This window comes from Pedobacter sp. KBW01 (assembly GCF_003852395.1).
Classification (GTDB): Bacteria; Bacteroidota; Bacteroidia; order Sphingobacteriales; family Sphingobacteriaceae; genus Pedobacter.
The window spans coordinates 49264-76137 of sequence record NZ_QAJQ01000040.1 but is presented as its reverse complement, the minus strand read 5'-3'; the positions used below and the strand labels follow the sequence as shown (position 1 = coordinate 76137).

The 26874-nt window shown below is 38.4% G+C and carries 21 protein-coding genes; 10 read left to right on the top strand and 11 right to left on the bottom strand.

The window, feature by feature from the left end:
- Positions 1 to 4: 4 nt before the first annotated feature.
- The gene (locus DBR40_RS25970) at positions 5 to 1435 is read right to left on the bottom strand and encodes an anion permease (RefSeq protein ID WP_124562646.1); all 1431 of its coding nucleotides are present in this window, start codon (positions 1433 to 1435) and stop codon (positions 5 to 7) included.
- 11 nt (positions 1436 to 1446) lie between these two features.
- Complete coding sequence (locus tag DBR40_RS25965; protein WP_124562645.1) at positions 1447 to 2598, bottom strand: porin; 1152 nt, start codon at positions 2596 to 2598, stop codon at positions 1447 to 1449.
- A 457-nt stretch (positions 2599 to 3055) separates the two neighbouring features.
- Here DBR40_RS25965 and DBR40_RS25960 point away from each other — a divergent pair, with 457 nt between their 5' ends.
- The gene (locus DBR40_RS25960; RefSeq protein ID WP_124562644.1) at positions 3056 to 4435 is read left to right on the top strand and encodes a helix-turn-helix transcriptional regulator; all 1380 of its coding nucleotides are present in this window, start codon (positions 3056 to 3058) and stop codon (positions 4433 to 4435) included.
- 277 nt (positions 4436 to 4712) lie between these two features.
- Here the strand turns inward: DBR40_RS25960 and DBR40_RS25955 are convergent, their stop codons facing one another.
- The 7 genes from DBR40_RS25955 to DBR40_RS25925 form a co-directional block, all read right to left on the bottom strand.
- Positions 4713 to 5609, bottom strand: coding sequence for a DMT family transporter (locus tag DBR40_RS25955; RefSeq protein WP_124562643.1), 897 nt, complete (start codon positions 5607 to 5609; stop codon positions 4713 to 4715).
- 451 nt (positions 5610 to 6060) lie between these two features.
- The gene (locus DBR40_RS25950) at positions 6061 to 6621 is read right to left on the bottom strand and encodes a DUF4256 domain-containing protein (protein ID WP_124562642.1); all 561 of its coding nucleotides are present in this window, start codon (positions 6619 to 6621) and stop codon (positions 6061 to 6063) included.
- Between the two features lie 22 nt (positions 6622 to 6643).
- Positions 6644 to 7222 carry a YdeI/OmpD-associated family protein gene (locus DBR40_RS25945; protein ID WP_124562641.1) on the bottom strand — a complete coding sequence of 193 codons (579 nt, stop codon included), beginning with the start codon at positions 7220 to 7222 and terminating at the stop codon, positions 6644 to 6646.
- 61 nt (positions 7223 to 7283) lie between these two features.
- A complete protein-coding gene (locus tag DBR40_RS25940; protein WP_124562640.1) occupies positions 7284 to 7673 on the bottom strand; it encodes a DoxX family protein in 390 nt (129 codons plus the stop codon).
- Between the two features lie 6 nt (positions 7674 to 7679).
- On the bottom strand, positions 7680 to 8144 hold the full coding sequence (locus tag DBR40_RS25935; RefSeq protein ID WP_124562639.1) for an SRPBCC domain-containing protein: 465 nt from the start codon (positions 8142 to 8144) through the stop codon (positions 7680 to 7682).
- A gap of 1 nt (position 8145) precedes the next feature.
- Positions 8146 to 8475, bottom strand: a complete 330-nt coding sequence (locus tag DBR40_RS25930) for an ArsR/SmtB family transcription factor (protein ID WP_124562638.1) — start codon at positions 8473 to 8475, stop codon at positions 8146 to 8148.
- A 179-nt stretch (positions 8476 to 8654) separates the two neighbouring features.
- Positions 8655 to 10982, bottom strand: a complete 2328-nt coding sequence (locus tag DBR40_RS25925; protein ID WP_124562637.1) for a TlpA family protein disulfide reductase — start codon at positions 10980 to 10982, stop codon at positions 8655 to 8657.
- A 227-nt stretch (positions 10983 to 11209) separates the two neighbouring features.
- Here DBR40_RS25925 and DBR40_RS25920 point away from each other — a divergent pair, with 227 nt between their 5' ends.
- Complete coding sequence (locus DBR40_RS25920) at positions 11210 to 12253, top strand: NAD(P)-dependent alcohol dehydrogenase (protein WP_124562636.1); 1044 nt, start codon at positions 11210 to 11212, stop codon at positions 12251 to 12253.
- A gap of 189 nt (positions 12254 to 12442) precedes the next feature.
- Here DBR40_RS25920 and DBR40_RS25915 read toward each other — a convergent pair whose 3' ends face one another.
- Positions 12443 to 12910 carry an Lrp/AsnC family transcriptional regulator gene (locus DBR40_RS25915; protein ID WP_124562635.1) on the bottom strand — a complete coding sequence of 156 codons (468 nt, stop codon included), beginning with the start codon at positions 12908 to 12910 and terminating at the stop codon, positions 12443 to 12445.
- Positions 12911 to 13233: 323 nt separating this feature from the next.
- Here DBR40_RS25915 and serC point away from each other — a divergent pair, with 323 nt between their 5' ends.
- The 3 genes from serC (at position 13234) to DBR40_RS25900 (ending at position 17144) form a co-directional block, all read left to right on the top strand.
- A complete protein-coding gene (gene serC / locus DBR40_RS25910; protein ID WP_124562634.1) occupies positions 13234 to 14331 on the top strand; it encodes a 3-phosphoserine/phosphohydroxythreonine transaminase in 1098 nt (365 codons plus the stop codon).
- A 12-nt stretch (positions 14332 to 14343) separates the two neighbouring features.
- Entirely contained in the window at positions 14344 to 15465 is a 1122-nt protein-coding gene (locus DBR40_RS25905) for a DUF1015 family protein (RefSeq protein ID WP_124562633.1), read from the top strand.
- 887 nt (positions 15466 to 16352) lie between these two features.
- A complete protein-coding gene (locus tag DBR40_RS25900; protein WP_124562632.1) occupies positions 16353 to 17144 on the top strand; it encodes a lacto-N-biose phosphorylase central domain-containing protein in 792 nt (263 codons plus the stop codon).
- Here DBR40_RS25900 and DBR40_RS25895 read toward each other — a convergent pair whose 3' ends face one another.
- The gene (locus tag DBR40_RS25895; RefSeq protein ID WP_233603993.1) at positions 17145 to 17759 is read right to left on the bottom strand and encodes a DUF1543 domain-containing protein; all 615 of its coding nucleotides are present in this window, start codon (positions 17757 to 17759) and stop codon (positions 17145 to 17147) included.
- A gap of 107 nt (positions 17760 to 17866) precedes the next feature.
- On the opposite strand from DBR40_RS25895, the gene DBR40_RS25890 reads away from it, so the two are divergent.
- From DBR40_RS25890 to DBR40_RS25870, 5 genes are all read left to right on the top strand, one after another.
- A complete protein-coding gene (locus DBR40_RS25890; RefSeq protein ID WP_124562631.1) occupies positions 17867 to 19582 on the top strand; it encodes an FAD/NAD(P)-binding protein in 1716 nt (571 codons plus the stop codon).
- A gap of 916 nt (positions 19583 to 20498) precedes the next feature.
- Positions 20499 to 23501, top strand: a complete 3003-nt coding sequence (locus tag DBR40_RS25885; RefSeq protein WP_124562630.1) for a SusC/RagA family TonB-linked outer membrane protein — start codon at positions 20499 to 20501, stop codon at positions 23499 to 23501.
- A gap of 18 nt (positions 23502 to 23519) precedes the next feature.
- A complete protein-coding gene (locus tag DBR40_RS25880; RefSeq protein WP_124562629.1) occupies positions 23520 to 25112 on the top strand; it encodes a RagB/SusD family nutrient uptake outer membrane protein in 1593 nt (530 codons plus the stop codon).
- Positions 25113 to 25135: 23 nt separating this feature from the next.
- Entirely contained in the window at positions 25136 to 25813 is a 678-nt protein-coding gene (locus DBR40_RS25875) for a hypothetical protein (RefSeq protein WP_124562628.1), read from the top strand.
- Between the two features lie 9 nt (positions 25814 to 25822).
- A complete protein-coding gene (locus DBR40_RS25870) occupies positions 25823 to 26845 on the top strand; it encodes a DUF5007 domain-containing protein (protein WP_233603992.1) in 1023 nt (340 codons plus the stop codon).
- Positions 26846 to 26874 lie beyond the last annotated feature (29 nt).

Genomic DNA, 26874 nt, shown 5'->3' with positions numbered 1-26874 from the left:
TATGCTACCATAAACCAATCACTTTCCACCATAAACCGCCTACTACAAACCAAACGATCAAAAACAATACACTAATAAAAAAGCCTTGCTTCCACCAGTCTTTCATGTCAACATAAGTGCTTCCAAAAAATATAGGAGCGGGGCCATGGGCATAATGGGTTAGCGATCCCATCAAGGTGGCACAGGCCCCAAGAAATATAGCCAGCATGGTGCCCGGTACTCCAACAGATAAACCTACTGCTAAAAATACCGAATACATGGCTGCTGCATGTGCTGTACCGCTGGCAAACATGTAATGACAATAAGAATAAACAAGTATAATAATAGGAAAAGCCATCTGCCAGCTTAAATGTGCCATCTCTGCACCAACCAAATGTCCAAACCAGCCAATAAAACCAAGTGAATTGAGATAAGAACCCATCATTACTAAAGATGAAAACCACACAATGGTATCCCATGCTCCCTTCTCTGATTTAACATCATCCCAGGTGAGTACACCGCAAAGCAATAAAATAGATAAGCCTATCAATGCGCCTGTAGTGGCATCCATGGCAAACAAACTGCCGAAAATCCATAAAACAAGCAAGATGATAAAAGTAGCTACCATTAACCATTCTTGCAGGGTTACAGGTCCCATTTCTTTTAGTTTTGCGGCTGCAATGGCTGGAGCATCTTTTGTGCTTTTAAGTTCAGGCGGGTAAAATTTATACAGAAATAACGGTACCAATAAAAAACAAACTAAGCCCGGTATACCTGCTGCTAAAAACCAGCTACCCCAGGTGATGGTTATCCCAAGGTCTTTTGCAAATTTTTGCGCCATTGGATTACTGGCCGTGGCAGTAAGAAAAATTACCGAAGTAATCATGTTGGCATTATAGCTGCTTAAGGTTAAAAAAGAGCCTATTTTACGGTGTGTGTCGGCTTTTTCTGGTTCCGACCCCATATTAACCGCAATTGATTTCATAATCGGATAAATTACCCCACCAGCCCTTGCGGTATTACTGGGGATGGCAGGCGCCAATATCAAATCGGCAGTATTTAAACCATAGGCCAGTCCAAGAGAACTTTTACCGAAAATGCGGATAAAACTATAGGCCAGCCTTGTACCCAAACCGGTTTTGATAAAACCACGGGCAATAAAAAAGGCCAAACCTATGAGCCATATGGTAGCGTTTCCAAATCCACTCAGTGCATTGGAAATAGATTTAACCGGATCGCCTGGAGCTAAAACCTGTGTAGCAGCGCATAAGGTAATGCCCAACATGGCCATTGTGCCCATAGAAGCTGCTTTAAATATAATGCCTATAATCGTTGCTGCAAAAATGGCCAGTAAATGCCAGGCATTGGGTTTAACGCCTTCGGGTACAGGGATAAACCAGATAATTAAGCCGATTGCAATGGTAACAAGTAGTGAACGTAAGTTAATTTCTTTCATAGGTTAGGAGTTTAAAAGCGTACCTGAAGTTGGATATAAGCTAGATTTCGGGTGTAGGTTGTAGTTAAGGGGACATCTGTTTTATACAAATCGAGTGCGGCCCCCACCTGGATGGCCGCGTAAAAATCGTCGGCAAATATTAAAGAAACATTTGGGATAATGGTTTGTCTGGGGGTATTGGCCAGCTTATAGTTCTCATCAAAATACTCGTATCGCGATGAAAATTCAATGGCCCTCACTCTTGGCAGATTGTACGAATAGCGTAATACCGGAAAAATGTAAAATCCCTGCATGCGTACATTAGATAGTGAAGGTTTTGCCACAAGACCATTAAAAAGTGAAAGATTGGTGCCATTCTTGTATTCACCGCCAAGCGAGAGCTTCCAGCCTCCACCGAGTTTTGTTTGGGTTAATACATCGGCTCCCCAGGCATTGCCGGTGCCCGCCCCCATACTCCCGGTAGCAGCATTTATACCAACAATAAAATATTTCGTAATGCTTGTTTCAATCCGGCCATATACATTCTTCGAGTTATCATTATCGGTGGCCTGGTTTCTGTTATTGCCATTGTACACGCCTGCGTAATATCTTACCGGTAATTGTCCATCACCAGTTACGTTGCCAAATACCGAAAGGCCAATCTGAAAGCTTTGCCAGCCACTAGAGCCAAAGGCATAATATTGGTTGGAGTAATCGAGGGTTCTGATAATATCGACAGGTAAGGCATCTTCGATCCCGAAGAATGGCCTGAACTGCCCGGCCTGCACATTGAAATATTTGCTGAGCGTATATTTAACGTATGCATTCTCCAATACTTTTCCACTGGGATCGCTGTTAAATTCGGCGAAATTGAACATCAGATTGGCTGAGAAATGATCGTTCACAGTACCTTTTACCTGCAGCCTTGCACGCTTAAGCAGAAAGCTGTTGGTAACATGCCCGGTAGCAGACGGATCAAAATTTTTGCCGTTAACATCAACATTTTTAGTAAGCGAACCTACAAATCGGGTTTGTAACAAGCCTGCAAAACTAATTGAACGTTTATATGCAGAAAAATTAGTGATCGTATCCTGATCGAGCCCGCCAATATCTTTTTGCTGAGCCAGCAACGCAAGAGGGGCTATAAATACATAAATGGCAATGAGTAGCGAGATTTTTTTCATAGAGCGGGATGATTAATTGCAATTTAAATAAAATTCTAAAAAAATAAAAAAAACAGTTTTTATGGGTTGTTATGTTGGTTTTTTTTGCAATGCATTATTATTCAGTTGATTGATTGTTTTTTTTTTTTTGGTTTATTGGGACTGGAATGAGCTGGATTTTCGTCTGCCTTACCGGCGAAAAAAAATGTGTTCTTTATATTTGAATAGTGTGATTTTTATTTAGAATATACTTTTAAAGTTTAATGGGAATTACCTATCTTCATAATAGCTGCAAAAAAAATACTTTGGGCAAAGTTGGGTTGTTGCTTCATCCCCAGTGTATTAGATGAAATCTGTATATTGTTAAAATAGCCTGAGTAGAAATGAGTAGCCATTAATTTTTGAAAAATTGCTCTCTTTATCGCTTTCATAAAGCTGAGTAAAAATATTTATTCAGATTTAACTATCCCGATCTTTCATGAATTTAACGTACACCTGGACAATCTCAAAGAAAATATTACTCATATTTTTAGTCCTAACCATCATTTCAGCAGGAGCAGCTTTGATTGTGCTCAATACAATAACCGGTAAATTGGGCAGTGTTTCTAAACTGGCTACCAATATAGAGCATAGCCAGTCAGAGCCAGAGCAAATCCTCTTATTAATTCATCATGCAGAGGGCGATTTTCAGGAATCGATGCTCAATGCAGGAAGCAAAAAATATACTTCATATAATACCAAAATATCGAAGGTGTTTTTGATGATTGATACTTTGCTTAAAGCACAGGCAGATACTTCGCAGCTTACCGCATCACAAATTAAAAAGGTTAAGTTTTGGTACAATAAAAAATCGGCATTGTCTGATCAGCTTTATTCGCTTAAGCACAGCTTTGATTCGCTTTTAACCATTTATGCCGATTTTAATAAAGAAGCCAGTAAGGGGTTAAAAGAAAGTACAGTTACCGAGCATAAGTTTGACCGAAATGTTAAAGTAAAACTCGATACCGTACTAAAAGCCAAGCCTGTGGCCAAAAAAGGCTTTTTTAGGCGTTTGAAAGATGCCATAGCCAATAAAAACGAGGTATCCACTGTAGAAATTACTAAAAAAGAAAGTACCAGAGAGGCTACTTTAAGCAAAGAGAAAGAGACCAGTAATAACGACAGAAAAGCATATTTAAATAAGCTTAAATTGCTTCAACGTGAAAATGAGAAGCTTTTAAGTATGCAGAACGAACTGATTATACTCAATAGCCACATCAGCAATGAACTGGAGAATATTATAAATAATGTAAAAGACATCAATTACCAGATGATCGATGAGTTTAAGGTGCTTGCTCTTAAGAATTATCAGGAAACAACTGCCCTCTTAAACAAATTTTATCTCGGTGCGCTTGTTATAATTGTTTTGTTTGCAATCCTGCTGATTATTTTCATTATCAGATTAAACAAGGCTGAGCTTTTGTTGCGCGCTGAAAATGAGGAAGAGGTAAATAAAGCACAGCAAAAAATTGATGAGCTGGTTAAAAAGATCGAGTTGAATGAGCAAGACCGCTCGCCGGTAAAAATGGAGGAGTTGAAAGAGATTGTACAACTCGCAGTTGAAAACAACCCTGCCTTTTTGATTAAATTTAATGAGTTTGATACAGAATTTAGTAGAAAACTGCTCGAAAAAGCGCCTACTTTGGTTGCTGCCGAAATTGAATTCTGTGTATTGCTCAGGCTGAATTTCGAAACCAAAGAAATTGCACGTTACACCAAAACTTCAGTTAGATCGGTAGAAAGCCGGAAATATCGGATCAGAAAAAAACTCGATATTCCTTCAACCGCCGATATCAATATCTGGATGAGCCAGATTTAGTATTTATTAGGGTGTTTTAGCTTTGTTGCTAAAATTCGTCATTGCGAGAAGGCTTTTTGAGCCGACGAAGTCTGCCTGCAGCAGGCAGGCAATCTTACAACGATCACTATTTAGCGAATGCATTAAGATTGCTTCGTTCCTCGCAATGATAAGACTTCTAAGAGCCTCTGTCGAAAAAGCTGTCTAAACACCATGTAAGGTGTTTAGACAGCTTTTTCCAATTTTTCATTGGAAAAAGATTTATATCCAGCCTCGCTAAATAGCCGATTTCCTTGGCCTAATGGCCCGCAATTGTTAACCTGCTCCTTTTGTTCTTGTACCAGACACGGCACATTTGCAATGCCAGTGATGTTAGAATTAAAAACAGACCGATGTAAAAACTGGCAGACAGTACCTTATTTTCTTTATAAATAACAATAGCCAGAAAAATGGTGTAAAGCGGTTCGAGGTTAAAGGTTAGGCTTACCGTAAACGAAGAAATATGCTTAAGAGCATTGATGATTAACAGATACATAACCACCGTACACAGGATTGCTAAAACCAAAAGCCATCCAAAATCGTGTAGCGAAGGCAATAACGAGGTAGTTGGTGTAAAGTATAAGAATACAGGCATAATGAGTGTTAAAGCCAAAACGCCGCCCAACATTTGGTATAGTATAATGGTTTCTCCGCGGTAATTGCCAGCCAGCCGTTCGTTATAAACGGTATACAGCGCCGAAAATATCGACGATATTATGCCCAATATAATGCCAGTTCTAAAGCTGATATCCATCCCGAATATTAAAGCAATGCCGCAAAGGGTAAGGCCGCTTAACAGGAGTTCTTGTATAGAAAGTTTCTTTTTATTGATGGCAGGTTCGAACAGGGCATTGAAAAAACTGGTGAGTGCAAAACATACCACGCCAACCGATATATTTGAATATTTAATACTGCCGTAAAAGAATAACCAATGGAAACCCAGGATAGCTCCCGCAGCTCCCATCTTAATTTTTTCAGATAAACTTGTTTTTTGAAACTTGCCGCTTAGCGTTAAAACAACCAGAATAAAAACTGCTGATATAAATGTTCTGTACCAGCTAATTAAACCCTCGTTTAATGTTATTAAGCGGCCAAATATGCCTGTAAAACCAGCAAGTACCAATGCCAGGTGAAGTTGTATATATGCTTTTTTCATTTTGTTAAGAAAAGTAGTCTACCTTGCGCAACAGGTAGAGGTTAATAATGGGTTAAAGCCAGTAACAGGCTTATTGTTGTTGATGGATTTTAACCATAGCTTATTCAGCCCGATATTATTCCATATTCGGTAAATAGATTGAAAATAGATTTATTGCAGAGATCGATGCCTGTGCCTAAGCACATTGCAGCAGACGGCAATAAGTTTTAACTAAGGCGCTGGAGGCGAAATTACTTTTCTATTCATGATGGTTAGCATTTAATGACCATGTTTTGATGGCTTGCTAAACACGAAAGTAAGCAATTCAGGTTGGCTATCAAAATGAAAAAAAGAAATAGTGGGGTCAGGAGATGGGCTTAACAAGAGCTCTAAATTGAAAAATGATAGCCTGTCGAAACGTTTTAAAATTGTTTGATAGCGAGCTTCGACAGGCTCAGTATAGTGACTTGTTTTAAACCCTTAATGAACCGCGGAAACCACGTGCTGCATAGTAAGATTCGGCACCGTTATGGTACACAAAAACAGTATTGTAACGGCAATCACAGAATAAGGCTCCACCTAATTTTCTGATGTCGGTAGGTGTTTGCACCCAGCTTGAAGTTTTAGTATCAAATTTACCCAATTGCTGTAAAGACCGGTATTCGGTTTCGGTTAAAAGCGTAATCCCCATGTCTTTTGCCATGTTTACCGCACTGTTGGCTGGTTTATGTTCTTTACGCGCTTCGAGGGCTTCGTGGTCATAACAAATACTGCGGCGGCCTTTCGGGCTTTCGGCTGCACAATCGTAAAAAATGTATTCACCTGTTTTTTCATCATAGCCAAATACATCGGGTTCGCCTCCAGTGTTTTCCATATCATCGAGTATCCACAATTTTGCTTCATTGGCTTTGAGTTTCGTTTTTACTTCATTCCATTTAATGCCTGTATGGCGATTCATGTTTTTCTCAAAACGGGTTTGTAAAATGTTCAATAATTCTTCACGCTGTTCGGGTAATAGTGTTTTGTTTTTCATGTTGGCAGTAATTGTTAAATGTTTAGTCGTCCAGGCCTTTTCCATTCATAATTTGGGGCATGTATTTTTCTACACGTGCTTCGCGGGTTTTGGCTTGTTTAGCTTGCGAAAAGTAGAAAAGATAGCCCCGCTGGCGGCCAGGAGTTAATGCTTCGAAAGCAGCTTTTAAGTCAGGTATACTGTCTAATTTGTGCTGAAATTCGGCAGGTATAGCAAAATCCCCGGTTTTTTTAAATTCTACCTTAAGACCGGCTTTTTCAACTTCGATAGCCTCGTAAATGTAGTTTTTTAATGTAGCCCGCATTTCTGCTATTTCGAGTGCCTTGGTAAAGCGGATTTGTCGTGCCGATTGTACATTTTCTGTTTGCTGAACTAAAATGCCATTCGGATCGCTTAATAAGGCCCCTTTAAAAAACAGAAAGGCACAATATTCTTTAAAATCATGTATTAAAACGATGTTGTTTTGCTGGTAGGTGTAGCACGGGCATCCCCATTTCAATTCCTCAGTAAGGCCACAATCTAACGCAATTGTTCTCAGCTGTTCTGTCGCTGTTTGCCAGTTTTTGGCATTGTTAAAATAAAAATCAACTTTAGGGTTCATGTTATTTTATTCAGTTAGATTGTTGTTAAAGAAAATGCACTTCTCAGTTAAAATAGCTGACTTATGGATTAAAATTAGCAAAAATAATTTTTCTATCCGCAGGCCTGAAATACCACGATAGTGCGGTGAGCATCAGAAGCAATACCGGACCAAAAAGGTCTTTTGTTGCATCGCCCATAGCCAGGTGAGAAAACACAGCGCCCGACATAGCAAAGAAAAAGCCTGCATAAGTCCATTCTTTTAGTAGAGGGAATTTAGGGATCAGCACAGCAATTACGCCTAAAATTTTCCAGATGCCCAATAGGGTGAGGAAGTATACCGGATAGCCGAGGTGTGCCATCATAACGGTTTCTTCCTTCATTTTCAATAACTGCACTATTCCGGTTGCGGTCATTCCCAGTGCCAGCCAAACGGTGGCAATCCAATAAATAATTTTGTTTCTCTTTGTCATGATCGGTTATTTTAGTTGATTAACGATTTGTTGTAAACGGTTGTGTGCCATGTTAATGCCCTGTGCAAAAGGCATGGCCAGGATCTGATCGCGCACCTCAACCGAACGGTATACCACATGCATGGTTAGCTTGCTGGTAGCATCGGTAAGTTTTTCAAATTGTAAGTACTCCAGTTGCACGCCAAAAGGTGTATTTTCCATTTCAAAAGTCCGCGTAATTTGCTGCTCTGGTGTAAATTCATGAATTACCCCGTTAAAGCCATGTTTATTACCCCGTGAGTCGGTAGTTTCGAACTGATAACTGCCATGTTTATGGCTTTCGAGTTTTAATACTTTGGTTCCCATCCATTGTTCTACAATTTCTGGCTCTACATAAGCTTTAAAAAGGAGTTCAACCGGAAGCTCAAATTCTCTGGTAATGAGTATTTCCTGTTTGCCATTTTGGGCATCGATCTTTGTTTTCTGTTCCATGTTAGTCTTTCTTTTTGACTTGATAAGCTTTCATTACTGATTCGAGTTTGTTAAAGCGATCATCCCATATCTGGCGGAAAGGCTCAATAAAATCGGCTACTTCTTTCATTTTTTTTGCATTAATGTAATAGAAAACTTCCCGGCCATTTTGCTTTTGCTCCAGTAGTTCGCATTCGGTAAGGATTTGCAGGTGTTTAGAAACGGTGGGCCGGGCAGTATCGAAATTTGCAGCAATGGCTCCGGCGGTCATTGCCTGCGAGGCCACCAGCAAAAGGATTGCCCTGCGGGTAGGTTCTGCTATGGCCTGGAAAACATCTCTTCTTAAATTCATTATGTAGCTATTTGACTACAAATATATATGTAGCTATTTAACTACGCAAATTTTTATTCATTTATTTTTAATAATGTGCCTTCGCTTTCGTTAAAACAGGTACTTATGGGGTGTAATAAAAGAAAAAAGCCCAATAACCGTAAGGCTATTGAGCTTTATAATTGGATTTTAAACAATACTTAAAGTTGTTTTTCTAAAAGCTGCTTAATCTCTTTATTGTCTAAAAAGCCTAAATGTGGGTTAACCACCTTGCCTTCTTTGCTTACCAGCACCTGGTGTGGAATGCCGGTAATTTTAAATTTGTCGGCAAGGTATCGCCAGGCATCATTGTCAAGTCTGTAATGCTGGCCTTTAATGTTGGGTGTCATATTCTGATAAGTAGCAAGTGGCGAGGTTTCGTTTGTGATGTAAACAAAGGCCACATTACTATCTTTCATCTCTTCTTTTAAAGGTTTTATCTCTTTTATTCCATTCAGGCAGGGGCCGCACCAGGTTGCCCAAAAATCAACCAGGATAACCTTGCCAGCATATTTGCCCATAATATTATCAAATATTTTATCGGCTTCAACTTTTGGTGTTTCATTTACAAAATATCCACCAGCAGTTTTATTGATTTCAATCTGCTTTAAGATTTCATTGTTTTTTAGTTCGATATATTCTTTTAAGAAAGGATTGCTAATCTGTTGTTTGGCTAAGGCAAGGTGTTTTGTATCAAGTGGAGTTAGCTGAGATACAACGGGTTCTGTAATATCCTGCGATCGCATTAAATCAATCAAAATGCCCTGCTTAATACCGGTTGCCGAATCTAAAGTTGTGTAGTAGCGGTTCTTAAAAGCATTGCTTACAAAGTCATTGATAAAGCTTTTATGATCTGCATTCCATTTTTTTATTATCGGTGCGCTTGCACTATCTGTACTAAGACTTAAACCATTTTCGCTGATTAATTTTTCGAAAGCAATATCGTTTTTGCTCAGTTGCCCGCCACTCAATTTTAGTGCAGCTGTAATGTCTTTGTAATTGTATGTGTAGCTGTCCATTCTGAAGCCGGGTATAAATTTAATCCGGTTGATAAATGTACTGTAACTGTTAGAAATCACATTCAGCTCATTGTTAAAATCGCTGTTGTTAATGAAGTTGTAATAATCGGCCGGGTAGGCTTCTACTTTAACTGTTGCTATATCTGGTAGTTTAAATGCACTTCTGTAAGCATATTCATAATTCCAGTGGTATTCCATTATGCGGTTTGCATATTCCAAAAGAATGTCCTTTTTCTTTACCTGATAAGCTTTGGCCGAAACTTTACCCAGTTGATTAAGTGAATCTAATTTAGTCTGTTCAATGGCTTGCAGACCAAGTAGGTAGGTTTTATAATCGTTAGGTTTCATATTCACCAGTTTTTCTTGTGTACGCTGGTAGTTATACTGGTCGATACTGTTTAATTGCCTAAGGTTTTCGTTCAATTGTGCGGCACTGCCAGTATATTTTATGGGGCCATTTCCCAATACCACAAAGAGTGTTTTACCAGGCTCCAGATAGATGTCATTTTCATCCGCTACATCAGAACGCAAAAATACCCTTTGCAAGTGGTACACTGGTATTTTGTGGTAGAAGTAGCCATTAGGCTCAATATTAACCAGGGCATTTTCCTGCTCGCCGGTAATAATGTTATCGATGGCCAGCATCAGGGTTTTGGTATTCAGTTTAGCTGAATAGTTTTTAATGTATCCGCTAAAAACAGCACTGTCGTTTTTTAATAGCGGAAGCTGATAAATTTCCTGGCTTAAAATCTGTGCACAGCTTTCTTTATTACTGCTTAAGCGTGTCGAAAGTTTGCCTATGGTTAGGTTAAGCTCATTGTCGGCCAGTTTTTCTACAGTAATTTGTTTGGTAGCCTTGTTGTTGCTTAGGGTAAGGCTGTAGTGGTCGCCCTTTTGGGTAATTGCCTGGTAAGCCCAAACCTGCTGATCGAGTATCACGGCCTTATTGTAAAAAGCGATGGCTAAATCGCTGTTTTTTGGGTTGTACCATTCGGTGTACAAAGAAGGAGGTAGGGGTGTTTGCTTTTTTATGAGTTCAATGTCGTAAATTTTCCAGCCATCGCTGCTGTCTTCGCCGTAATCAATCATGCTGGTTGTGGTAGCTATTTTTGGGAAAATAAGTTCGTAGCTTGTTTTTCCGCTGGCAGGCATGATATACTGTTTGTTAAAAGGAATACCTTTTGTGGTTTTGATAAACAATTTTTCCTTTGCACCATTTACCTGTATATAGGTGTTTTTGGGAATGCGGATCCAATTTCCGGCAGGAGCAGTGGTTTCGAAGTTTAAAACGGTTGCGGTATCACTCAGGCTAATTTTAACAATTTTTAAGTTCGGGTTTTTTCCATCAAAGCCAACCAAGGGATCGGTAATCGTTTTTTGGGCTAAACTGGTTAAGCTAACTGGTGCTAGCAGGCAAGTTAAGGCCAGGCCTTTAAGCAGTTTGTTTAAGGGGGTGGGTGAGGAGTTCATGGGTTGTTAATTTGATTAGATAGCTAAATTAAATAATTAAGCTATCCCTAAGCCTTAAATAATGTTAATTTTTTTTGCAGGTACATGAAGGTGTAGATGAAGCGTAATAGGGATGCCCGGCGCTAAATAATTGTTTGAATTTTATAATCAATTATTTGAATTGCGTAATTTTAAGAAACAACTCTGCCTTAAATTTGTAGGAGTATAATACTTTAAAATTTAAACTTATGATAGCAACAAAAGGATATGCGGCGCAAAGCCCAACAACAGATCTTGCACCATGGAACTTCGAGCGTAGAGAAGTTGGGCCACATGATGTGCAGTTTGAAATACTTTTTTGTGGTGTTTGCCACTCCGATTTGCACCAGATTAAAAACGATTGGTTTCCAGGTATCTTTCCAATGGTTCCGGGGCATGAGATTGTTGGTCGTGTGGTTAAGGTTGGCGATCATGTAAAGAACTTTAAGGTTGGCGATTTAGCTGGAACAGGTTGTATGGTAGACGCCTGTATGGTTTGCGAAAACTGTAAGCAGGATTTAGAGCAATATTGCCTTGAAGGAAATACGCAAACCTATAATGGTTTAGAACGCGATGGCAAAACACCTACCTACGGTGGATATTCGGATAGCATTGTGGTTAGGGAAGAGTTCGTGCTTAAAATTGCCGATAACTTAAATCTGGCTGCGGTTGCCCCATTATTGTGTGCCGGTATTACAACTTATTCTCCTCTACGTCATTGGAAGGTGGGTAAAGGCCATAAATTAGCGGTTTTAGGCTTGGGCGGATTGGGCCACATGGCTGTTAAATTTGGTGTAGCGTTTGGTGCAGAGGTAACGGTGTTAAGTACTTCTCCTAAAAAAGAAGCAGATGCTAAAAAACTGGGTGCTCATCATTTTGTGGTGACTACCGATCCTGAACAGATAAAAGCTGCTACAGGTACATTCGATTTTATTCTGGATACCGTTTCGGCCGAGCACGATTTTAACATGTATCTTTCTTTACTAAGAACAAACGGAATACATATTTGTGTAGGCGTACCACCAAAACCGGCAGAAATTGCTGCGTTTAGTTTATTGGGTGGCAGAAAAAGCCTGGCTGGTTCTGGTATCGGTGGCATTAAAGAAACCCAGGAAATGCTTGATTTCTGTGCCGCCAATAATATTGTTTCGGATATTGAAATGATTGATATCAAAGATATTCATAATGCATACGAACGCATGGAAAAAGGCGATGTACGTTATCGCTTTGTGATTGATATGGCTACTTTGTAATCTGCCTGATTATTCAACAGGAAAAAACCGGAGCAATGATTGTTCCGGTTTTTTTGTTTAACCAGTCAACTGCAATAGATCTCGGGCTTCGTTGCGTGCTGCTTAAAGTCGTCATCAGGGAAGTTCAATTAACCAGCTAACCAACTAAAGAGACCAGCTAATGAACCAATGACCAATGAACAATTCAACCTATAATGCATACGCCGTCTCCGCCTTCGATTGCGAAAGCACTAAAAAACTCTGAATATTACCCACATAAGCCAGGGTGCCAATATTATCCCTTAAAAAATTATTATAAGAAACCATATCCGGCATGGCTACCTTTAGCATAAAATCGAAATGCCCGGTTAGGTGGTAACATTCCATTACTTCAGGGTATTTATCCATTTCGGCTTTAAAAGCTCTGATCACATCTTCTGAATGGAGGTTAAGTTGAATGTGTGGAAAGGCGATGAAATGAGATCTCAGCTTGTCAATATCAACTAGGGCTACTGTCGATTTGATGTAGCCATTCGTTCTGAGCTTTTTAATGCGCTCAACTATGTGCGTCATGCTTTTTCTAAGCTTTCCCGAAACTTCCTTGTAGGTTAATAATCCATCGCGTTGTAAAAGGTTTAGGATTTCAATGTCGGTCTGATCAACTTTTGGCGGCTGCATGTAAATACTTAGTGTATAATTGTATATTTTTTGTTCGCTTTTGTAAAGACTAAAAATAGTTAAATTAATTATATTTAAGTTAATTTATTGTCAATACTGATTAAGTTACTTAGTGTATTTAATACATTAATAGTGAAATTTTGTGGATGCCAATAAGAATTATATTCTGTTGGCTTGTTTTCTTAGCCAAATAAACCAAATTTTTGGGATGTTAAGGGGGTTGAAAAAAATAATTTTTATCAAAAAAATAGCTTGTTACTGTATAATTTGCTTAACTGCTGATCTTTATGTCGTAAATTATTAAACCAAATATTGTATTTCTCATGCTTAAAAAACACAACTTCGGCGCAGGTCCTTGCATATTGCCATCGACTGTAATGGAACAAGCTGCCCAGGCCGTTATCAACTGGAATGGGATGGGTTTGTCTATTTTGGAGGTTTCTCACCGATCGCCTGAATTTGAGGAAGTGGTACTTAAAACACAGTTGCTGGTCCGCGAGTTATTGTCTGTTCCCGATCACTATTCAGTACTTTTTTTACAGGGCGGAGCAAGTACACAATTTGCCATGATTCCAATGAACTTTTTAAGTACAGGAAAAAAAGCAGCTTATCTCGATACCGGTTATTTTGCAATAAAAGCCATTAAAGAGGCTAGGTTATTTGGTGAAGTAGATGTTGTAGCATCTTCGAAAGATAAAGACTATGCCTATATTCCAGATCATCATGATGTGGATGCCGAATCTGCCTATATGCATTATACCTCAAATAATACGATTGAAGGAACAGAGATATTTAATTTTTCAGCCAGTGGTGTTCCATTGGTATGCGATATGTCCTCAGATATTTTTTCGAGAAAAATTAATGTAAGTGATTTTGACCTGATTTATGCAGGTGCGCAAAAGAATATGGGACCAGCAGGCATGACCCTGGTTATTGCTAAAAATGAATTTCTAGATCGTGCAAAGAAGGAAATTCCATCTATGATGGACTACCGTATATTTCGCGATAACATGAGCATGTACAATACACCGCCAGTATTTTCTATTTATGTTGCCATGCTTAATCTTTTATGGCTTAGAGATCAGGGTGGGGTAAGTGGAATCGAGCGTTGTAATATCGAGAAGGCAAAACTGTTATATGCCGAAATAGACCGGAATCCACTTTTTTATGGTACTGCGCAGGTTGCACACCGCTCTCGGATGAATGTTACTTTTCAGGCAATTGATAAAGAAGTAGAGCAGGCATTTTCAAAATTTGTAGCCGAAAAAGGCATCGTGGGGATTAAAGGTTACCGTACCGTTGGCGGCTTCCGTGCATCACTTTACAATGCACTTCCCTTATCAAGCGTAGCAGTATTGGTAGAGGCCATGGTTAGTTTCGAAAAAATATACAGTGATAAAACAGTTCTTGAACTCGAATAAATCTATAAAAAGATGATAAAAATTTCTCCTCTAAAGGCATTAAGGCCAGGGAAAGGCATTTTTGATCTGATGATCTCTGACCAGGTAAATGGTAAGGGACATAAAAATGAACAGCTTTCTTTTGAAGATATCATTAATTTGTTTGGATGTGCTTTGGACGATCAACCAGCCATTTATATTTACGAAGTTCGTGGTGATGCAGGCGTAATGCGTGGTGTTTGGGCCACTATCGATCTTTCTGAAACGGCAGCTGAAGCCATTAAGAGACATGAAGAAACTGTATCGTCGAAAGTAGAATTGCTTAAAGCCGATAGGAGGAGTAAGACCACAGAAAAATCGCCTATATTATTGGTGCATAAGAAAGATAAAGCTTTAGATGCATTGATTGATTATGTGGTGCGCACGCGCAAACCGCTGGCTACCGAGTGGTCGCAAATGGGACATTTTCTATATCAGGTACTCGAAGAAGAGGTGATTGAAAAATTTGTGCACCAGTTTAAAGCAATTGAAGCCGTTTACCTGGCCGATGGGCATCACCGCCTGGAAGCCGCCTGCTCCCTTCAAAAAAATATCCCTCAGCAAATCAGCTCGCTCTTTGTTTCTGCCGATGTAATTTCGATAGCCCCTTTTCACAGGATTGTTTCTGCTACCGATATTTCATGGCCAATACTGATGGAAAAGCTTGGCCAATATTATTACATTTCAAAAATCCCCAATAATAAACCTTACAAACCCGATCAGAAAAACAGGCTGGGACTTTGTTTTCAGGGAGAGTGGTATCAACTCGATTTAAATAAAGCTTGGGGATCGCTATCTGTTAAGCCCGATACGGTGATTTTGCAGGAGATGATTCTTTCGGAAGTGCTGGGGATACATCAACCTAAAGAAGATGAAAGGCTAACCTGTTTTCCCGATTGCAAATGGCCTCAGTTTCTCAGCCAATTGAGCAATGATACCCGGGCTATTGGTTTTTCTCTTTTTGCCATGACCGCCGATGCTTTTATTGCAGCCGCAGAAAAGGCTGAGTTTTTGCCACCCAAATCTACCTGGATCGCTCCTAAAGTTCCGCAAGGCTTTATGGCAAGCAGCCCCGTAGCCATTACGGCAAAAGGAGAACAGTTACGGATGAATTAATAAAATAAATGCAATGTTCGATCTCGATTTAGAAAGCATAGGACAAGTAACCGCCACGGTGTTAATTGTTGGCTTTTTTGTAGTCGCCTGGTATAAAAGGCGGTATTAAGGCAGGCTATGCCTTTAATAAAAGCTGTTGGAGCACCTTAATTCTTTGAAAGATAATAAGCCAGAATTTTTCCCTCAAATTACGCAGATTGAAACGGAGAGTTACAAGTAGATTAAAGAGAGCTGATTCTTCAGCGCATTAATAAATTGTGCTATTGATAAAATCTGCGGGAGATGATAAGTTGAAGTTTTTCCCTCAAATTACCCAGATGAAAACGCAGAGTCGCAAGTAGATTAAAGGGAGCTCATTCTTTCAGCGTATTAATAAATTGTGCTATTAATAAAATCTGCGGTATCATCTTAAATCTGCGGGAGATGATAAGTTGAAATTTTTCCCGCAAATTACGCAGATTGAAACATAGAGTTGCAAGTAGATTAAAGAGAGCTGATTCTTCGGCGTATTTAATAAATTGTGCCTATTAATAAAATCTGCGGTATCACCTTAAATCTGCGGGAGATGATAAGTTGAAGTTTTTCCCGCAAATTACACAGATTGAAACGCAGAGTCGCAAGTAGATTAAAGGGAGCTCATTATTCAGCGTATTAATAAATTGTGCCTATTAATAAAATCTGCGGTATCACCTTAAATCTGCGGGAGATGATAGATTGAAATTTTCCCTGTAAATTACGCAGATTCATAATCCCATTTATATTGATTAATCAAGATCTGCTTTATTTAAATCCTGGCTAAAAATGTATCAATGCCGTTGAAATTCGGAGGCAGATGAATTGATTCCCAGTAAAATTTATACTTTTGGTTTTCTAATCATACTCTTTTTATGAAATTACTTTTTAGATTTTGCGTAGCGGGCTTATTAACTGCATCATCAATTGCTGCCAGTGCACAAACTGTTACACTCGATTACTTTTTTAACCGCGAAACCCGTAAAGACAAGCAAGGCAAAGAAATCCGTTTTCATTACCTGTGGAGTGAGCGCGCAAGCAGTGGTTTTTCTATTTTGGGCAATACTTTTAAGAAAGAGGGCTTTAAATTAGATTCGCTCGAAACAGCACCTACAGCAGCAAATTTAAAAGGAAGTGATGTTTATTTAATTGTCGATCCCGACAGACCAAAAGAAAACCCCAAGCCAAATTATATAGAAGCCGAGCATATCAAAGCCATTTCTGCCTGGGTAAAACAGGGCGGGGCATTGGTGATGTTTGCTAACGATAGCGCCAATGTAGAGCTGCCACACTTTAATAAGCTGGCTGGTGTATTTGGAATACATTTTAGCAATGAAATGCAAAACCACGTAATTGATGATGCCCATTTTGAAGATGGTGCTATTGTAACCAAAAACAACCCGGTATTTAAAACTGCTTCAAAAATTTTCATGAAAGATGTGTGCGCCATCGAAACCAAAGGTGCAGCAAAACCTGTATTGAAAAATGGTGCAGGTGCAACTGTTATTGCGACTACAAAATATGGTAAAGGCAATGTAGTTGCCATCGCCGATCCATGGTTATACGATGAATACGTAAATGGCCGTTTGCCTAAAGAGATGGGCTTCGAAAACGATAAAGCGGCTGTTGATCTGGTTAAATGGTTAAAAACCCTGGCCAAAAAATAATTAAAGTTTATCCAGTTTAAAATAACCTAAATGAATTTCATCTTCTGGTAAGCCGGTTGATTCGGTAATTTCTATCTGGTATTTTTTCCTGGCCTCCTTACTTAATATATCTTCTATTTTATAGATATCATCAACGTCAATTCCATATTTTTCATCAATATGTGAATTGGCGCCTTTGATTGATTTTGTTTTAAAAAATAAGGTCTTCTTAGCCTCCTGTATGGCTTGTGCCCGCTCATCGTGTACTGATAGTACAATGTAATGCTGTTCGTAAAGCAAGCCTGATTGATATCCGCCAAGGTTGATGAAAAAGAGTTTCTTTACCCCGGTGGGCGTATCGTTACTTCGTGGCACTACTTTAATCCGGTATCCCTCCACATAACTTACTTCGCGCCAGCCATCCAGGTGGATACTGTTGCCCGCTTCGGGCCAGAAAGCTTTTATTTCCGTTATTAATTCCTTTAAACTGTGTGCTATCCCAAAAAAATAGTCGTGCTGCTCTACATTTCTTTTAGGCGCTTTCGATCCCAGTAAAATCATAAACAATTTGGGTGGTGTTAGTCCTTTTTCCTCCATTTTGTTGCCAAACGTATTGATGTCCGATAAGACTAACAAGATTTGTTACGATTGGTTTCTGAAAAGAAAATAAGGCTGGCAATTTTCCCTGAGCTAAAACAATTTTAGTTTTTAAAGATTATAAGGTTTACAAATCACATTAATTAATGGGTAAGGGAAAATTAAATAAGCGAATCGCCATCATTGGTGGCGGACCAAGTGCGCTTTTTATGTATAAAAGACTTGTCGAATCGAAAAGGAAAGACCTGCAAATCGATATTTTTGAACGAAAAGACTATCTGGGAGCCGGTATGCCATACAGTACCGAAGGAGCAAACAACGAGCACATTACCAATGTATCTGATAACGAAATCCCGGTAATTTTTAATTCCATTGCAGAATGGGTCAAAACGGCACCTAAACCGTTGCTGAAAAAATTTGATATCGATCCCCAGAAATTTAATGAGTATAAAGTGCTGCCAAGGTTATTTTTTGGTGAATATCTGATTGCACAATTTGAGCTATTAAGAAGTTTTGCTACCAAGAAAGGAATCATAACAAAGGTTCATCTCAACACTGTGGTTGAAGATGTGATCGACCATCCGCGTAAAAAGGAGGTAGTTGTAAAGCTGCAGGAAGGTGGTTGGTTTGAGTTCGATAGTTTAATTATTTGTACCGGTCACAACTGGCCCAAAAAGTACGAAGTTAAAATCGAGGGTTATTTCGATTCTCCTTATCCGCCTCAAAAAATGTTGTTAAAACTTAATCATCCTGTTGGCTTAATGGGTTCATCGTTAACCGCTATCGATGCGGTAAGAACACTGGCTAAGGCAAATGGTAAATTTATAAACGCTAAAGATGGCAAGCTCAGTTACGAACTTAACAAGGATAGTGAAGGTTTCAAGCTCATTATGCATTCCAGGAATGGGTTATTACCTGCCATCCGGTTTCATTTAGAAGACCCACATTTAGGTAAGGGCGAAACCTTACTCAAAACAGAAATTCAGGAACATATTAAAGCAAATGATGGCTTTGTGAGCCTCGATTTTTTATTTGAGCAGAATTTTAAAGCCAGGTTTATTAAAGAAGATCCCGGTTTCTACAAAAAAATAAAAGATTTAACGCTTGAAGAGTTTGTAGCAAACATGATGGCTTCCAGGGAGAAGAAAGAGCCTTTTGAGCTTTTTAAACAAGAGTATATAGAAGCCGAAAAATCCATCCGTAAAAAGAAATCGGTTTATTGGAAAGAAGCACTTGCTATTTTAAGCTTTACCATGAACTATCCTGCCAAATATTTATCGGCGGAAGATATGGAACGACTGCAAAAAGTATTAATGCCCTTAATATCCATTGTAATTGCATTTGTGCCACAAAGTTCATGTAGAATCTTATTTGCTTTGCATGATGCCGGCATTTTAGAAATTATTGAAGTTGGTGATGATAGTGAGGTTAAACCCATTAAAAAAGGTGGAGCCAATTATCATTATTACAACAGCCAGAATAAAAAGGTTGTGAGGCATTTTGAGACTTTTGTTGATTGCGTTGGGCAGCCCCATCTCTCTATTAAAGATTTTCCATTTAAAAGCCTGGTTAAAAAAGGTAAAATCAGTCAGGCCAGGCTTGCTTTTAAGTCAGCCGAGGTTGGCCAGGAAACAAAACAGGGAGGTAATAAACAAGTTAGAATTGTAGAAGGGAAGTACTTTTTAAATGTGCCTGGTAGCACCATCAACGATTATTTTCAGGTGGTAGATAAAAAAGGAAATAGCAATGACAGGGTTTATTTAATGGCAGTGCCGTATATGGGAGGCTATAATCCGGACTATTCAGGTCTTGATTTTTGTGAGGCAGCGTCAACAATTGTCACCCAGCAAATTTTAGTTTGAAATACTTGATGATTTTGTCTTTAAATGTAGCGCTAAGTATACTTAATTTTAGGTATTATGTTTATTCTTTTTTAATCTCTTTATTTGTGTAATGTGTTGTTTATGAGTGTTTTGACTTTTGTTTTGTTTTGTTTGTGCTCTTAAAAACAAACGTTTGCGCTTAAATTGTGTGTAAATTGTTTTTCTTGACTTTTCAGTCTGGTTTACACTAGTGTCAAAAACCTAAAGATTAGCGTATTATCCTCATAGTTTTAATTTTTGGTCACTCAATTATATTGTCATCTTGACGTTTATTGTATTTTGCCGTTTGTTAAAGGAATATCTCTATAAAAATCGACAAAAACTGTCGGGTATTTTAAAGGTTGAAAGCTTTTATGTTGCTTTAGTTTGTTTTAAAGGCATTTTTTAGGCAAACGTTTGCGTTAAGAAAAATTAAAATTGAACTTTCTTAATCTATATCTTGCATTAACAAAATTAAAACGAGCCAAATATTTTTTTAGTACAATAGCTTTAAAATGCTTTCTGCCAACCAACAGGAAACACAATTAGTAAGGCAATGATAAACCCTTAACCGGGAAATAACAGCAAACAAACAATAACTAATGGTTCTTGCCACAATATTTTTGTAGCAAGGATTAATAACTAATCCTAATTAAACTCTATGGTCAAAAACTTTACACTTTGTCTCCAGGTATTCTTTTAAGAAAATAACAAACAACCAAATGGTTCTTGATGCAATTCTTTTTGCAGCAAGAATTATAACTAATCATTCTAATTCCCATACTATGTTCAAAAAATTTACGCTTTGTCCACTGGCATTCTTATGCCCAAAATTTTCTGCCAGTAACAGTCTGTTACCGGTCTTTTAGCAATTGCATTTTCATTTAACACTAAAAATTTAATAAAAACTATTCAAATGGTTAAAATTTACACAAGCATTTGTTTTGCCTTGTTTTTATCTGTTTTTGGATCTCAAACTTTACACGCCAATACGGTAGTGGTAAAGGGGGGTAATAGTGTGTATTTTGCTTTTCAGCAAGATACTACGAAAGCTAAGAAAGAGCCATCAACATTTTCTGTAAAAACAGATACAATAGGGCAAATGATTAAGGCGTTGCAGAAATTTAAGGCTGTACGCGATACGATTAACATCCGTTCGGCAACACCAGTTCCAAATTTGTCATTACAACAGATTATTAAAGGAAATTTGGCAGGAGTTTACGTACAGGAGCCAAATGGCGAGCCAGGAACTGAACAGAGCATTATTATACAAGGAGCTTCCGGGCAATTGTTTACAAAAAAGGATATTTATGCACTACAGCCGGCAGTTTATTTAAACGGTGTGCCGTTGGTAGCCGATAACCCTTTTGCTTTTGATGTACAGAAGTATGACTACAATAGGGTTGGTCCGGCAACTAATTTACTTTCTCAGATTAGTATTGATAATATTCAGTCTATTTCGGTGATTAAAGATCCATTTGAGCTGGCCAAACTTGGACCAAATGCAGCAAATGGCGCCATATATATTACCACAAAGAATGCAAGGGCAGCTGGTCTTCGTGATATTAGTGCAAACGCTTATTTTGGTTATGTAACTGCCCCCACTGTAAATACGATTAATGGTGTTTACGAAAATAATTTCAGAAAACCATTTTATCAAAAATATGCAACTACCGAGAATTATGCAGGTTATGCTTCTTATTTAAGAGATTCTACCAATACCGCATATTACGGGCCATCTAACTGGAATGATGTCTATTATAAAAATACGCCAACCTTTTCGGCTGATTTAGGTATTACAGGTGGTGGCGATCGGGCAAATTTCAGATTTTTTGGTTCAGGTACTCAAAATGCAGGTAATGCCGATGATACCCACATTAATAAGTATAACTTATTTTTTGGAATTAACATGGCGCCGTTTAAATGGCTTACTGTTTCGAGTAGCGTAAATGCGGCGCGTTTAGATCGTACCAGAAACCGAAGCCTGAGAGATCGCTTTGCCGAAACCAGATATATTCCTGATTTATCAAATCCCTTATCACCAAATGCCTCTATATATGGAAGCTTTTTAGGCGAAAATGAAAAAAATGTTGACAATAACCGCTCTAGTATATTAAATGGAAATTTAATAATAAGTGCTAAAATCAATAAAATAACCCTCGCTTCAAGTCTAATTTTTGATTACAATGAAGGGGTTAGAGATTATTTTACACCCTCTACCTTAATGGATGGAGTAAGCTACGTATCTAATTATTTTGGTTATAGTCAGCGTTTGTTACAAAGCAATACGGCTTCTTATAAATATGAAATTAATAAAGCAAATACAGTCGATTTTGAAATAGGCCAGAGCTTTCAGGGCGATACTTACAAATATAATTATGCCAGGGCTTATAATGGACCAAATGATTATGTAAAATTAAACCTGGTTGATGGTCGTGAAAAGATTAACGATGCCGATAACCCTGAATATCTAAATACCCTGGCTAAAGGCGGATTCTATGTTTTTAGATATATAGACAAAGAACGGAACAATTTAATGTCTTTCTATGGATCAGCCAAATACAGTTATAAAAACCTCCTAAATGTAAGTGCCCTTTTAAGAAGAGATGGTTCCTCAAACGGACAGCCAGATAGCAGGTGGGTAACTACACCAGCTTTTAGCGCCACCTTTAATTTAAAGGAACAGTTTTTAAAGGACAATACTTTTTTTGATAACCTGAACCTGAGTGCAGGTTGGGGAAGAAATTTGAGAATTTTCCTTGACGACAGATACGCGGCAGGCCCTCAGTACCGTTCAGAAAATGGGTGGTTTGAAGAGCCAACTATCCCTGGCTATGGAGGTAGATTGGGGATAAACAGACCATACGAGAGTGGCTTTATTGGTTATGGAATTAGCCTTCCTTTTTCTGATCGTACCAATATTACCCTTGATGCATCTTTCCTGAAAAACAGAATTAATGCAGCAATTAGCGCTTATAATCGTAATGATAATAATAACATTGTTGGCGTACCAGTACCTTTTGAAACAGGTTATAGTGTTAACTATCAATCGGGAATGGATATTAACAATAAAGGTTTAGAGCTCATGTTGAACGGAGTAATCATCAGTAAGCCGAAAGGGTTAAACTGGAATACTACCTTAAACATCAATTACAATCACAATGAACTTAAAGCATTGCCTAACGGTTTAAAGGAAGTAATTGTTGGAGATAATAAACTTGCTGTTGGTAAACCTGTTGGAAGTTTTTGGTTGTATAGCAACAATGGAATTTACAATACCAATGCCGATGTACCGGCAGGAAGAACCTTTAATGGTATTCCAATGAAAGCTGGCGATCCTAACTGGGCAGATTATAACGGCGATAACCGTGTTGATAGTAAAGATAAAGTTTTAACAGGTAACAGGTTGCCGAAATTTGTAGGTGGCTGGAACAATACGTTGGCTTATAAAAACTTTGATCTTAATTTCAACTTCATATTTGCATTAGGGCAAAAAGCAATTAATCAATATGAAGCTACCCGTTATGGATTTATTAATCGTGAAGCAAGTAACGATATCAATTCGGTTAAAGAAGTTTCTTCTTGGCAGATATTTGACAATGAAAAAGCATATCCAATTTACAATCCATGGAGCGATGTTGATGCTTATCGTGTAGATCAGGACCTATTCCTTGAAGATGCTTCATATGTAAAATTAAGATCGGTAACATTAGGTTACGATTTCGGTAAAACATCATTTTTTAAAAAATCGGGTAAAACAATAAGAAGGGCATATTTATATGCAACCGCGATGAACTTGTTTACCATAACCAGGTTTACAGGAGCAGATCCTGAACTTGTAAACTATACCGGATACTACGATGGAGCCAATTTAACCATTCCTAGAACTTTTGTATTAGGCTTTAAATTGGATTTATAAAATAATTATACAATTAATATGAATGATATAATCAATAAAGAAAATAGGTTTTACAAAACTGCAGCTGCAATTTTGGTATTACTAATTGGCTTTGGAAACTTTTCTTGTAAAAAGATTGACGATGTACAATCGACAAGATTATCTACCGAAGAAACCAACTGGAAAACCTTAGAAGATGCCAAAGCCAATCTGCTATCGGTATATGGTTTACTTCGTTCGGCTACTGTAGCTGATAACGGCCACTGGATCATGGGCGATTTAAGACAAGGTGATTTTACTATTACCAATCGTGCCGATTTAAAGGCAGTTGTGAATGGGCAGCTTAATGCTTCTTACCCGGTAATTAACAGATTAACCAACTGGAGAAGATTTTATGCAGCCATAAATGCGGCAAGCCTTTTTATAGAGCGGGCAAAAGAGATTAAAAGTTTAGATCCACGTTATACCCAAATAAATTTTGATGTAGATGTTGCACAGGCCAGAATGCTTAGGGCTTTTGCTTATTTTTATATGAGCAGAATTTGGGGCGATGTGCCTTTGCTTACCTCTTCTCACGATGGTGAATTTGTACAACTGGCCAGAACATCACAACAAAAAGTACTGGCATTTGCTACCAACGAATTGTTGGCTGCGGCTAAGGTTGTACCTTTTAGATATGGTGGTACCGATCCGATTATGCCAGGCTTATATTATGGCGCAAACTGGCCTTCATGGAATGGCATCGTTTTTACACGCTTATCAGCTTATATCATTTTAGCACACATTGCTGCATGGCAAGGTAACTATATCGATGTGGCCAACTATTCTAAATTTGTTTTGGACAATCAATCTACCCAATATTTTGTAGATGGCGCTAACCCGTTGGATTATATTGATATGAATGCGCTAACGGAAAATCAGAACAACTATAGCCCGTTTGCATACAAAAGAGCAAACCTTATGGTGGGTTTCCCTTTTGAAGCTGGTAATGGTTTATCAACTGCCAACGGCCACATTGAGCAATTAACGCTGGCTTATCCATTTATCCCGAAATCACAGCCAGAAATGTTTGTTTCTAAAGATACCATCATCAAGGCATTTTCAGTTCCATTTGATTTAAGGTTCAGCAGAGATCCAATAACAGGTTTATTGAGAACGAATTATTTCTATGGTTTTGAATCTGAACGTCCAATCTTTAATAAAATAAAGGTAATCTATCCATCCAACACTTCGGGTAATGTTACCTTATTCAGTTCATCTATGGTATTTAGCCGCATGGAAGAAATTACCTTATTAAGGGCTGAGGCACTAGCTGTTTTAGGGCAGAACGATCAGGCACTTAATGCGCTGAACAGGGCCTGTTTATTAAGAGGCTTTGGTTTTACCACCAGCACACCAGATTTAGTTGCTGCAATTTTTCAGGAGCGTAGAAGGGAGTTAATGGGCGAAGGCTGGAGATGGTACGATATTGTACGCTACAATAGAATTAAAAACCCGCAAACTGTTTTTGCAACCAAAGGTGGTAAGTCGATGACGTTTAAGGAGTTTGAGGCTGCCGGAGGTATTTATTGGCCAGTATCACAAGATGTAATTAATGCCAATTCATCAATTACCCAAAATCCATACTGGTAACCATTAACCTAATCAGATTTAGAATGAAAAATTTATTATATAAAAAGAGCACATTTTTTCTTTTGGGGCTTATTGGCTTATTCTTTACTGCCTGCAAGAAAGATGTTACGCCTTATCATGATTATGTAAATACACAGCAAACCTTCAATGGTTCTGCAATGGATTATTTAAAGGCCCAGCCTAAAGGCACCTTTGATTCCTTGTTGTTGGCTTTAGATCGCTATCCATTCCTGAAAGACTCCTTAACAAATCAAAAAGTAACACTTTTTGCCCCGGTAAACAAAAATTTTGAGGCAGCAGAGAAGTACCTAAACTTAGTGCGTAAAAACCAGGGCAAAGCACCCGTTTATTTGTCAAATGCAGATCCGCTTCAATTGGCCGTAATGTTATGCAAATACATCATCAGAGGCGATAGAACTACGGATGCATACATCAATAATGCAGATGGAATGTTACTTAAAAACATTGTAATCGACTATCAGATGCATGTTAAATATGTAAAATTAAGCTCGGCAGGTTATGTTGGCGGAGGCCCCGCATCACTTAATTTTAGCGATACCTATGGTTCTATCTTTTCCAATACCTGGGTAACAACAACAACCAACGCGGTTAACATTAAAACCAACAATGCAATTATCAATATCCTTACACCAATACACAATTTTGGTTTTGACGAATTCACATACAGATTGAACAATTAAAAAGTGATGATGAAAAATAAAATAAATCTATTGCGTATATGCTTAATTCTGGTAATGGGTAGCATAGCCTTATCGGCATGTAAAAAGAATTTACCTGATGAACGTTTATCAATAGCCAACGATTCTCAGTACACCCAATATTTATATCAACCGGTTTTAGGTAGAAATACTTTGTTTGCCAATAATTTTCAATATGGGAATTCCAGCCGTCCGTTGGATTTTAAAATTGTAAATATGCGCACCTTTAATGGGGAGCCGGCACCAGAGTTAACCAACAACTACCCTGTAACCGTTTGGAAAACTGCTTACGATGGGACAGAGAAATCGCTTGCAGCGATCGAAGCGAAACGTACTATAGAAAACCATCCGTTATTCGAAGTAAGACCACACTCTGGTGAGTTTATGATGTGGGCTGCAGCCAATTCGAATATGGTAAAGGCGCAGCCAGACTCGGGATACGTTTTTGATGTAGAAATGTCAAATTCAGGAGGTAGAAAGTACTATCAGAATTTCCGTTTGCGCCCTTTGCGTGAGCGTCCCTATGAGCCATCAAATTTAGATCCTATAACAGGACAAGGTACCTCAGTATCGGTTAATCCTACCAGTGTATTTATCACAGGCGAACGCGGACAGTTACTCAATACCAGAGATGATGTGCAGGTTCTGTTTAAAAAAGTAGGAAATGGTAACAGTCTCACTTTCAAATTCGCAGATACATTATCTAATCCAATTGATCCGAATAAGTTTGCCGCTACCGATTGGGCTAATTTGGTACATGGTTTTAACATGGTTAAAGATGCTGGTAAGGTAAAATACGAGGTGGCTTATCCAATACCTTGCAGTGCTTATCCAACTAAGTACACTACGCTGTCAGGAGATCAGGCCAGTGTTGTTTTCAGGTTTAACAGGCAGGCATTTGGTAATATCCAGCAAAAGTGTTTCCTGTCCTTCAACTTTAATATTTACCAAAAAGGAGATTGGGAAATCACTTTCTGGTTTAAGCGTGATAAACCAAAATTTGATAATGATTAATGGAACAGTATAAACTAAAACAAAACATA